At 59.1% G+C, this 11,469-nt stretch carries 9 protein-coding genes; 7 read left to right on the top strand and 2 right to left on the bottom strand.

Annotation, left to right across the window (positions count from 1 at the left end):
* Window positions 1-18: 18 nt before the first annotated feature.
* Window positions 19-1,038, bottom strand: coding sequence for a Gfo/Idh/MocA family protein (locus tag ACT2BZ_RS12375; protein ID WP_457935461.1), 1,020 nt, complete (start codon window positions 1,036-1,038; stop codon window positions 19-21).
* A 204-nt stretch (window positions 1,039-1,242) separates the two neighbouring features.
* Between ACT2BZ_RS12375 and ACT2BZ_RS12370 the strand changes: the two genes are divergently transcribed.
* The 7 genes from ACT2BZ_RS12370 to ACT2BZ_RS12340 all read left to right on the top strand — a co-directional run bounded on the left by ACT2BZ_RS12370 (window position 1,243) and on the right by ACT2BZ_RS12340 (window position 9,625).
* Entirely contained in the window at window positions 1,243-2,196 is a 954-nt protein-coding gene (locus ACT2BZ_RS12370) for a LacI family DNA-binding transcriptional regulator (protein ID WP_457935460.1), read from the top strand.
* 183 nt (window positions 2,197-2,379) lie between these two features.
* On the top strand, window positions 2,380-4,446 hold the full coding sequence (locus tag ACT2BZ_RS12365; RefSeq protein ID WP_457935459.1) for an oxidoreductase: 2,067 nt from the start codon (window positions 2,380-2,382) through the stop codon (window positions 4,444-4,446).
* A gap of 40 nt (window positions 4,447-4,486) precedes the next feature.
* Window positions 4,487-5,374: a sugar phosphate isomerase/epimerase family protein gene (locus ACT2BZ_RS12360; RefSeq protein ID WP_457935458.1), complete on the top strand. Its 888-nt coding sequence runs from the start codon at window positions 4,487-4,489 to the stop codon at window positions 5,372-5,374.
* Window positions 5,371-6,888, top strand: a complete 1,518-nt coding sequence (locus ACT2BZ_RS12355) for a sugar ABC transporter ATP-binding protein (RefSeq protein ID WP_457935457.1) — start codon at window positions 5,371-5,373, stop codon at window positions 6,886-6,888. The genes ACT2BZ_RS12360 and ACT2BZ_RS12355 overlap by 4 nt, the downstream gene beginning before the upstream one ends.
* A gap of 12 nt (window positions 6,889-6,900) precedes the next feature.
* Window positions 6,901-7,959 (top strand): ABC transporter permease, encoded by a 1,059-nt coding sequence (locus tag ACT2BZ_RS12350; protein WP_457935456.1) that lies wholly within the window; start codon window positions 6,901-6,903, stop codon window positions 7,957-7,959.
* A gap of 112 nt (window positions 7,960-8,071) precedes the next feature.
* Window positions 8,072-9,064 carry a sugar ABC transporter substrate-binding protein gene (locus ACT2BZ_RS12345; protein WP_457935455.1) on the top strand — a complete coding sequence of 331 codons (993 nt, stop codon included), beginning with the start codon at window positions 8,072-8,074 and terminating at the stop codon, window positions 9,062-9,064.
* A gap of 411 nt (window positions 9,065-9,475) precedes the next feature.
* A complete protein-coding gene (locus ACT2BZ_RS12340) occupies window positions 9,476-9,625 on the top strand; it encodes a hypothetical protein (RefSeq protein ID WP_457935454.1) in 150 nt (49 codons plus the stop codon).
* A gap of 194 nt (window positions 9,626-9,819) precedes the next feature.
* Here ACT2BZ_RS12340 and ACT2BZ_RS12335 read toward each other — a convergent pair whose 3' ends face one another.
* Entirely contained in the window at window positions 9,820-11,379 is a 1,560-nt protein-coding gene (locus tag ACT2BZ_RS12335; RefSeq protein ID WP_457935453.1) for a trimethylamine methyltransferase family protein, read from the bottom strand.
* Window positions 11,380-11,469 lie beyond the last annotated feature (90 nt).

Genomic DNA, 11,469 nt, shown 5'->3' with positions numbered 1-11,469 from the left:
CTCCCCACGGCCATGCTCTCAGAAACTAAGCGAAGTATTGGCGGTCGAACTCGCTGAATTGGCAAAGGCATCGAGGACACGCATATTGTTCACCGAATCTTCAATCGGCGGGATGGCGGAGAGATCGCCGCGAACCCCATTGGCGAAAGCCTCGATCATCAACTGATATTGATCCACCCCCGGCAGTTCTTCTTCGCGTCGGCGTCCGTTTTCGTCGACCACGATGACTAATGTCTCGGACATGCGCGAACCCAAGCCTGGAATAATGCCCCGCGGCACGTCTATCTGGCCGCGCCTCCCTAGAACTCGGTAGAAGCCCTGAGCGTTGCCCTTAAAGGAGCAGCTCACCATTGCGACGCGGTCCGCCGAAAATTCGAGGAAAGCGGCAGCCGCCACATCGACCCCAAATCGATCGTCGATTGACCAACGCCCCAAAACGCTTACTGGCTCCTCGGCGAAGAGGCTACGGGCGATGTGGACGACATAGCAGCCCATGTCGAGGAGCGCCCCACCGCCAAGTTTCTTGTCAAACCGAACATTAGCGGGATCCACTGGGCTCATGAGATCGACCGAAAGGTGAGCGTGGACCTCGACCACGTCGCCGATCTCTCCCGACGCGATGATTTCCCGCACACGGTCATGTTGGGGATGGAAGCGATACATGAAGCCCTCCATCAGCAGCACCTTGTGGTCGGCGCAGGCTCGCGCCACAGTTTCGGCGACCGATGCGCTCATCGCGAGCGGCTTCTCGCACAGGATTGCTTTGCCAGCACGAGCGGCAGCGACGGTCCAGTGCGCGTGTTCGGAATTTGGTAGCGGTATGTAAACAGCTTCGACATTCGGATCGGCCAGCAGTTCATCATAGGAGCCGAACACGCGCTCGATGCCAGCCTCGCGGGCCCAGTCAGTAGCAGCCCCCGGGTGTCGGCTTGCGACTGCGACAACCTCAGCATTACGGGCTCTTGTGATGGCGGGCACTACTGCCGCCTTAGCTATTCCAGCAGCACCTAGCACACCGAATCGCACTGGATTTTGCATAGCCATCTCAGCTCAGGACTTTTCGACTAGTGTTCAAAAAAACATCGTTGAACCGTCCAAATGAACAAGTTAAACGATTACGTCAAGCCATTCGACGGCTCATTGTGGAATGTCTAGTGCTATCGGCTTTGGGGATCATGGATGGCTAACATACGAGATGTGGCGCGTCGCGCTGGTGTATCGGTAGCGACGGTATCGCACGTAATGAACGAGTCGCGTTTTGTAGCAGAAGACACCAAAGCCCGCGTGCTCGCCGCCATAGCCGAGCTCCACTATCGCCGAGACGGAATCGCTCGCAGTCTCAGGCGGAGTCACACCGGAACCATCGGCGCGATTATCTCGGACATTACCAACCCATTCTTCTCCGATTTGGTGAAGGGAATTGACCATGTCGTCCACAATCTTCCCAACCGTGTGAACGTGATGCTGTGCAATACGGAAGAGGACCCGGATAAAGAACGAGCCTATCTCGACGTGCTGATGGAAAAGCGCGTCGATGGCCTAATCGTGGCGCCTGCCGGCGACAACGGCCCTTACTTCAAGTCGCTCATGGATCAGGCATTTCCGCTAGTGTTCGTCGACCGTTCGCTTGCTGGTATCAATGTCGATTCGGTCGAAGTCGACAATTGTGGTGCAGCTGCCAGGATGATCAAACACCTTATCGATCAGGGGCATCAACGTATCGCAGTGCTAAAAGCGACGCTTCAGGCCAATTCCATTGACGACCGTCTGACCGGTTACAAGCAAGCAATGGAAGACGCCGGCTTGGAGATTCTGTCAGAACTAGTGGTCGAATGTGCCTCCGACGTCGTTTCGGCCCAAGCGGGCGGCAGCAAGCTTCTCGATCTAGATCCGCTTCCAGACGCAGTGTTCTGCACCAACAATTTCATGACACTCGGCATGGTGCGCGCAATCAACGCGCGCACCTTACGCTGTCCTGAGGATATCGCCATTGCCGGTTTCGACGATTTTGCGTGGGCCGACGCTTTTCGGCCGCGCATCACCGCAGTGGCGCAGCCGAGCATCGAGATGGGCGAGGAGGCGGCTCGGCTCCTGATGTCACGGATCGACAAGACGCAAATCGGTCCGCCTATCCACAAGCTCCTCGATACCCACCTCATCGTGCGCGAGTCGTCGCGTCGACGGAAGTCTTCGTGATCACGGGCGAGTGCGCTCGGCGACGGCAGCTGCGCATCGTCTAGTGCGGGCTCAGGCCGCCTTCAAATAAAGACGGTTGGCAAGCCGACCAGTTTGGCCGGTCACGCCAAGATTCACCGTTGACCATCAGAGAGTAATCGTTTACGTAATCGATTACGTAAACGATTTCTCATTGGTGATCATATGAAGGCCGACACATCGCGGCATCCGCATCTGCTCAGTAGTTTCGCCCTTCGGGGTGTTGCACTACGCAACCGTCTGGTGTTTCAACCGCATTTTACCGCGCTGGGTCATCTCGACGGCATGCCCTCAGACGATCTGCGCGCCTATCATGAGGAGCGGGCCCGCGGCGGCGTCGGCCTGATCATCATGGAAAGCCAAGCGGTGCATCCGACTGGCAAGATGTCACGCCGCTTTATCAACGCCTGGGACCCGGCGGTAATCCCGGGTCTCGCCAAAATCGCTGACGCGGTCCATAGCCATGGCGCGAAAATTTTCGGCCAGCTGACGCATGGCGGACACACATCACTTGAGCAGCCGCCACATATAATGTGGGCGCCAACGCAGATGCCAGAACCGTCGAGCCATCACTCGACCAAGGCGATGGACGACGACGATATCCGTGCGGTGATCGAGGGATTTGCCCGAAGCGCCAAGAACTTGATAGATGCCGGCCTCGACGGCATCGAGATCAAGATCGCACATGACGGGCTGCTGCGTTCCTTCGCCTCGCCCTACTTCAACCACCGGACGGATGCCTATGGCGGCACCTTCGCGAACCGCATGCGACTTTCCTGCGAAGTTGTAGCTGCAATCCGCGACGCGATCGGCAACGTGCCCATCGGTATCAGGCTGTGCGTAAATGAGTTCACTCCATTCGGCTACGATACGGACTATGGACTGGAAATGGCGGCCGCGCTGGAGGGCACAGGAGCCGTCGACTACTTCAATGCAGACGCCGGTTCATTCTCCAGCTACTGGATGGAGATTCCGCCGGCGGCCGTCGCCCGCGAAGATTTCCGTAAGATCAACGCGGCGCTGAAGGCCGCCACCAAACTACCCGTCGTGGCCTTCGGCCGGATAACGCCGCAGGCCGGAGAAGCGCTTGTTCGCGACGGCGAAGCCGACCTCGTTGGTATGGCTCGGCAGTTGATCGCCGATCCGGAGACGGCAAATAAGCTCAAGGCTGGTCGCGGCGACCTCGTGCGCAATTGTATCTCATGCAACGATGGCTGCATTTTCCAGGTTGGCCAAGAGAAGGGTGTGCGCTGCATACACAACCCGGGCGCCGGGCGCGAGCTGACGCATAGCGAGCGCATCATATCCTTGGCGCCCAAGCAATTGCGTGTAGTCATCGCGGGCGGGGGTCCTGCCGGGCTAAAGACGGCAGAACTCGCGTCACGTCGAGGCCATAGTGTAGTCTTGTTCGAGCGTGCGAAGCGGCTTGGCGGCCTCGTCAACCTGGCCGCTGCGCAGCCCGAGCATGCGGCAGTTGGCGAGGTAACGTCATATCTCGAAGCCGCCGTGAGCGAGCACGCCGTCACCGTTCGGCTCGGCGAGGCGGCGACATTAGATAACATTAAAGCCTGCGATCCGGACATCGTGGTCGTTGCGACTGGTTCAGACCCTAACCTGCCTGGCAAGGCTGATGCCGACTCCGTTCTCTCGAGGAAACTCGGGCGACAAATCTTGCCCGAAATCGAAGGGCTTGGTGGCGACAACGTAGTTTCCTGCGACCAGGTCTTGTCTGGCGACATTCGTCTTTCCGGCCACGTCGTGCTGATCGACAACAACGGACACTGGGAGGCAGCTGGCACTGCTGAGTTCCTGGCCGATGATGGCTGCCAAGTGACGATTGTCTCAGGCCACACGCTTGTCGGCGAGGATATCGAGGCCGGGAATCGCACACTTTTCTACCGGCGCGCCGCCATAAAAGGGATCTCCATGCGGACCGCCACAAACGTCACTGCGATCGAGCCTGGAAGAGTGCGGGTCTCTGCCGTCTTTAGCGCCGCGGACGCCATCGGCTGGGCCAAATACATCCTGATGCCGGGTGACGAGGAAGCCATCGAGGGAGTGGACTGGGTAGTGCCAGTGATTGGCAGGCGATCTCGCGAGGACCTCTATCTCAAACTCAAGCAATCGCCCGATTTTGCTGGGGTCAGAGTCGAGCGGGTCGGTGACTGCGTCGTGCCGAGGCTCATCCAGAGCACCATCCAGGAAGCGTTCGAACTCGGCCGCGACTTGTGAGTTCGGGGAGCGACTCGATCAAGAAGTTTGGGAGGAAAACGTGAAGCTAGCTTTTAACACCTGGGTCTATTCCAGCTTTCCGGTTTGGGTCCCATCTTATCCGCTCAACGACACCATCGAACGTATTGCTGCTATCGGCTACGACGGAGTCGAAATCGGCGCAGCAAGCCCCCATGCTTACCCCGACTATCTGGATTCGGAACGCCGCCGCGAGATCAAGGCTTGTCTGGAAGCGAATGGACTGGCGCTGGCCAGTATGCTGCCTGCACCAGGCGGCGGACCGGGTTTCAATGCTGCTTCGCCTCTAGACGCGGAACGCGAAAACACACTCGACCAGTATCGCAAGGTAATTGATCTCTGCGCCGACTTGGGTGGCAAGCAGGTTCTTTATGTCGCTGGTTGGCAGATATTCGGCACCCAGCGAGAGCAAGCGTGGGAATGGAGCCGGTCCGCTCTAGCCAAGCTCGCCGAACATGCCGCTACTCGCGACGTGTCGATGATCATCGAGCCCACTTCGGCCGACAGCAATCTCGTGGACTCCTGCGACGACGCTATGCGCATGAAGCGTGAGGTTGGCGCAAGCAATGTCGGACTGATGTTTGACACCTACCATACTATCTACCGCAACGAGGTTGCGGTCGACTACGTCCACCGAATGGGCGGGGCGTTGCGACACGTTCATCTCGCCGATGCAAACCGGGCTGCACCGAGTGATGCAGGACGCGCAGACTATCGAGGGCTGGTCACAGCGCTGGCAGAGCAAGGCTTTGACGGCTACCTCACCATGGAAATTGGGTTCGATCGCCGCGCTGTCGAGCCTGACCGCATCGCCCGCGAAGCTTTCTTCTATGTCAAATCGCTGGTCGACGAACTCCCGAGTCCTGCTGCCGGTAAGGCTGCTGCAAAAGGGTTGGGGAGGGGGGTATGAGCGCCGTCCGTTCTGCCGTGTTGCCGATGACCGGGCACGCCGAGCCGATACTGATCGCTGAAAACGTCTCCAAAACGTTTCCGGGCGTCATTGCGCTTGACGATGTCAACTTCGAGGTGCGCGCCGGCGAGGTAAATGCGCTGGTCGGCGAGAACGGTGCAGGAAAATCGACTCTAATAAAAATAATGTCGGGAAACTACGCGCCTGACGGCGGCGAGGTCCGCGTCGAGGGCAAACGGCTGGAGGCGACGCCAGCGGCTGCGCACCGTGCCCGCGTGGCGACCATTCATCAGGACAGCCACCTCGTCCCCAACATGACCGTCGCGGAGAACATCATGCTCGGCCACTGGCCGACCCGCTACGGGTTCATCTCCCGTCGCGAGCAGTATCGCCGAGCGGAGCAGGCCACTGCCTTAGTCGCACCGTCGCTCTCACCCAACATGCTCGCGCATCGCCTTTCGCCCGCCGAGGGTCAGTTGGTCGAGATTGCGCGTGCAATTTCTGAGGATTCGCGCGTGCTCATAATGGATGAACCGACAACGTCGCTCTCCGGCCGAGAGATCGAGCAACTCTTCCACGTCGTCGACGAGCTCAAAGCCAAAGGCATGGGCATCGTTTTTGTCTCGCATTGGCTGGAGGAGGTCTTTCGCATCGCTGACACGGTAACAGTGTTGCGAGACGGCCGTCTTGTTGCGAGCGAGCCGGCCGACTCGCTCGATGCCGATGCGGTCATCCGCTTGATGGTTGGCCGCGATGTCGCACACGTCAAAGCGCAGCCGCGTCCGATCGGCGACACGGTGCTGAAAGTTCGCAACTTGACGCGGGTCGGCGTGGTTGACGATATCTCGTTCGAGGTCCGCGCCGGTGAGATCGTGACCCTCGCCGGCCTGATTGGAGCTGGCCGCACAGAGCTGGCGAGCTGCGTCTTCGGCGTTGAGCCCTATGAGAGCGGTAGCGTCGAATTGGCTGGACAGCCAGTGCCCGCAGGTAGCCCGCGCGCCGCGATCCAGGCTGGGATCGGCCTGGTGCCCGAGGACCGTCGTCATCAGGGTCTGGTAGCGAATCTCAGCGTATCAACCAACGCATCGCTGGCCGTGCTGGACCGCATCGCGCCGGGCGGGTTCGTTTCAAAGCGTCTCGAGGACGAAGCGGTTGCCACAGCCACCCGTTCCGTCGCGGTCAAAATGGCTTCGACAAGCGTCCCCATCTCGACGCTTTCCGGCGGCAACCAGCAGAAAGTCGTGATTGGACGCTGGCTGGCGCGTCAGCCCAAGCTACTCATTCTCGATGAGCCCACAAAGGGTATCGACATCGGCTCTAAAGCCGAGATCAGCGAGCTCATAATCCGGCTTGCCGAGGCCGGCACGGCGATCCTGCTAATCAGCTCCGAAATGCCCGAAGTGCTGTCGCTCAGCGACCGCGTCCTCGTCATGCGCTCAGGCCGAATAGTCGGGGAACTTGATCGCTCGAACCTCACCCCGGAGGCGGTGATCGCCCTGGCCACCACTGGTTGAAAGACGGAACCGATGGCAAACTCAACGAAATCAGCCCCTATTACCGCCGCCCCTATGCAGGAGAGCACACGTCTGCTGGACCTGGTTCAGGGTCTCGGCCTGCTTGTCGTCATCATAATTGGCGGGGTGATGCTTAGCTTTGCATCGCCGGTCTTCTTCACCCGCATCAACATCGAGAACCTGCTCTTCTCTTCGACCATCATCGCCGTCGTCGCGATTGGCCAAGCCTTCGTGATCTTGGTTGCAGGCATCGACTTGTCGGTCGGTGCGGTGCTGGCACTCTCGTCGGTGTTGGGCGTGGTGCTGGCAACCCAGACTGGGCTACCAGTTATCGTCGCGGCACTGCTGGCACTTGCCGCCGGCGCCGGCATCGGGTTGCTTAATGGGGTCGCCGTCACCAAGCTAAGGGTGCCTGCCTTGATCGCAACGTTGGCGATGATGAGCGTCACTCGCGGCGTTGCCTATCTCATCTCGGATGGGCGCAACATTGCGCCGGTGCCCTCAATTTATATCGAAATCCAGTCGCTTCGCATCTTTGGCATTCCCTTTGTCATCATCTTCACGGCGGCGGTCGCGCTTGTTGCTCATGTCGTGCTTACGCGAACACGGTTCGGACGTGAGATATTCGCCACCGGCGGCAACGCGGTAGCAGCAAGACTGGCCGGCATCCAGACCAACCGGGTAGTTCTGATGGCCTATGTCATTTCAGGATTTGCTGCGGCACTCGGCGGCCTGATGATAACCGCGCGCCTAGAGGCGGGAGCTGCGACGGCCGGCTTCGGCTACGAACTTACCGTTATTTCGGCAGTGGTCATCGGCGGCGTAAGTCTGTTCGGCGGCGAGGGCAAGATTTCAGGTGTGCTTCTTGGTGTCATTCTGCTTGGGCTCGTCCAGAATGCCGTGAACCTGCTGAACGTGCCGCCAAACTACGACTACATCGTTAGTGGCGCGGTCATCGCCGCCGCGGCTGCACTCGACGTATATCGACGCTCATATGTCGAAACGGGCTTGCGCAAGCGCACCATGCTTATCCGGCGCGAAAAATCTCAAGGCCGAACCGCGCGGGAATAGAGAGCGGTTGGTTCGACCCCGCCCGCAATGAGTCCACGCCCAATCGAAAGTCGGCCCGCAGGCTTCGCTAATTTGATCACGCGGGATCAAAGAGAACCACAAGGAGGAAGAAATGACACTGAACACATTATCGCGGCGGATGCTGCTCGTAGCGACTGTCGCCGCCACGGTCGGCTCGACAGCACTGTCCAGCACAGCATTTAGCGCCGAAGGGGATGCCAAGGGAAAGACAGTAGAATACATCACCTTTGGCCTTCAGTTCGAGTATCAGGTTGCCATGGTCGAAGGCATGAAGAAACGGGCCGAAGAAGCTGGCATCGTGCTCAACGTCATCGATGGCAAGGGCGATCCGAACAATCAGGTCACGCAAGCGCTTGACGCGGTCACCAAACAGCCGGATGCGATCATCATCAACCCGATCGACGCGACCTTGCTGGTGGCAGGCGTAAAGCGCGCCAACGAGGCCAACATTCCGGTTTTCATCATGGAGAATGCACCTCCAGAGGGAGAGTATCTGGGCTTTGTCGATTTCGACAACGAGGCAGGAGGAGCGCTTGGAGCAGACGCTCTTGCGAAGGCGATTGGTGAAAAGGGTGTCGCGCTTGAGACGCGCGGCTCAGTAGGCTCAGCCCAGGCGCAGGCTCGCCATAAGGGCTTTACTGATCGGATGGCGGCCAACTATCCGAACGTTGAGGTGCGCTCCCTAAACACGGAGTGGGCGGCGGACAACGCGAACAAGATGGTATTGGACTCGTTCACTCAGGACCCGAACATCGTCGGCGTGTTCAGCCACAATGACGAAATGGTGCGGGGCATCGTCTCCGCGCTGCGCCAGATTGGAAAACTCGTGCCACCCGGTGAGGCCGGCCACGTCACCGTCATTGGTCTTGACGGCACGCCGCTGGCTTTGGATCGCATCAGAGAGGGCACGCAAGACGCAACGGTTGCGCAGGACCCTTACGCTATGGGCGGCGGCGGAATACTCGAGCAGGTCATCGCATATTTCGAAGGTAAGGAATATGAAGACAGCATGCAGACCAAGCCATACCTCATAGACAAGTCCAACGTTGATGACGCCCGTAACTGGGGCAACCTGAAGAAATAGTCTACTGCGTGAACCAGGAGCGGTCCGGGAACCGGGCCGTTCCTGGAGCGACTCGTGGTGCGTCTCGGCGCGCCGGATGCTATCTGATGCAGTCGCGAGAAGGCGCACTCTGCGGGTCTCTGATGCGCTAGCAGTCAATGGCGGAGCGCTTCCGAGTCTCAACCACGGTTGCGTTGACGCAAGGACAGCAAGACTGTGATGCGGTTGAAAGTCATGTAGCGGGGCCCAAATAATATACGAAGCCAGGGGACAAAAAATGAGCGACCCGGACAGGAACGACGAGATCAAGGCTACACAACGTGGCTGGACGGCCGTAGCTTCAATTGTGCTGGGGCTCTTTGCTCTCAGTTATGTCATCGAGACATGATCCTGCTCGTTGACGACCACAGGTCCTGAGCGACGGCATACCCGATGGATAAGGGCGCAATGGATTCGAGGCTGCTCTATGCCAGCCCGTCTATAGACATCGCACCATCCGGCCCGGAGCAGGTCTTCTCGATCGAGCGCACGGACCAGCTTCTTCACGTCTTCGAGAAACTTAACGCCAACGCTGTTGGATGACTGCAATGCTCAGTCTTTGCACAGATAGCGCGCCAATCGGCCGGGGGTGAGTCGTAGTGTGCGTTTGAAACTTTGATGCTGCTCGGGACACGGCGAGTATTGGCAAGCGCTGGAAGGTGCGACTGAAGCTGATCTATCACGATAAGCGCATGACCAGCGGACTTCTCAGCATTGGTATGAAAGCCAGTATCTATTCAATACCATTCGTCGGCCATCGCACATTTGCGATCCGCGATGAAGGCTCGCAGGGCCGCTTCTGCAGCGGGATCGATCGGAGGTGCCTGATAGTCTTCCAGCATTGATTTCCAGCGATCGTTTGCGCGCTGCTCAGCGGTGCGGCTTCCGTTTTCGACCCACATCTCGTATGGGCCAGCTTCGGCGATATCGGGCATGAAATTGGCAGTAGCGAAGTTCTGCATCGTATGCCGGGTCGACAAGAAATTGATACCAGGTCCCGCCTCGAAATAGGATTCTCTGGTCAGTGTGTCGTCCGAAACCGGCATTCCGGCAACCAAGCGCAGCATGGCGCCGCAATGGTCGAGATCCATCACGAACTTTTCGTAGCCCATAGTCAGGCCGCCCTCTAGCCAGCCGGCTGCGTGCCAGACTTGGTTGGCCCCTGACATAATGGTTGCCCACATGGCCGAGGCGCTGTCCTGCATGGCCTGACCATCAGCGGAATTAGCAGCCGTGATCTGGCCGCCGCCTGAGCGCACGGGCACGCCAAGCCGCCGTCCCAGTTGTCCCAGCGCCATGGTGACCAGATTGGCCTCGGGTGAGCCGAAGGTGAGCGCACCCGATTTCAGGCTCATCGAGTTGTGGAAACTGCCATAGACGACGGGGCATCCCGGCCGAACGAGTTGTGCGAGTGCAATGCCAGCCATTGCCTCGGCGTGAGTCTGAGCGGCGACGGCGGCCGGGGTTACCGGCCCCATGGCGCCGGAAAAGATCGCCGGCGAGACGCAGACGCATTGGTTTGCCGCGGCGTAGACGCGTAGCGCGCCGGTCATGGTTTCGTCGAAAACCAGCGGCGAGTTGACGTTGATATTGCCTTGCATGACGGCATTGGTTTCCATGAAGTCCGCACCGAAGACGATCCGTGCCATGGCGACTGAATCAGCGGCGCGCTGGGACGATGTCACCCCGCCCATGAATGGTTTGGATGAAAGCGTGAGGTGAGCATAGACCATATCGAGGTGGCGCTTGTTCACCGGAATGTCGGTCGGTTCGCAGACCGTGCCACCAGAATGGTGCAACCAGGGCGACATGAAGGTCAGACGCACGAAGTTGCGAAAGTCCTCGATCGTAGCGTAGCGCCGGCCCCGGTCGAGATCGGTGACGAACGGTGAACCGTAGCCGGGCATCAAGACCACATGATCGCCACCCAGAACAACCGATCGCCGGGGGTCGCGAGCGTGCAGGGTAAAGCTCGACGGGGCTGATGCGCAAAGCGCTCTTGCTTGGCCAAGCTGGAATCGAACCCGCTCACCGACAACGCTGCAACCCGCATTGGAAAACAAGCGTAGGGCCTCGACATCTCCTCGGAAATCAATCCCGATCTCGCAAAGCAGCCAGTCGGCCTGGTCTTCCAGGGCACGAAGTGCTTCCTCGCTCAGCAATTCGTAGGCGGGAACCTCGCGCCGAAATGTTCCCATGGCCTGCCGGGTTGGATTGACCGCAACGGGGCGCGTTCGGCCGCCGCGGCGCGGATTCTGAGGAACGCGTGGGCACTCGTCGACCGGCATTTCCAGCATGGCCTGAACCTCTCGACGGTAATGGCTCGAACCGTCGACTGAATTGCACCTCAAAACACATCACATGACAAACGAAATCAATTGCCTGGA

This window comes from Mesorhizobium sp. 10J20-29 (assembly GCF_054130485.1).
Note: the sequence above shows the minus strand (reverse complement) of the source record. Positions and strands in the feature narration are given on the sequence as shown.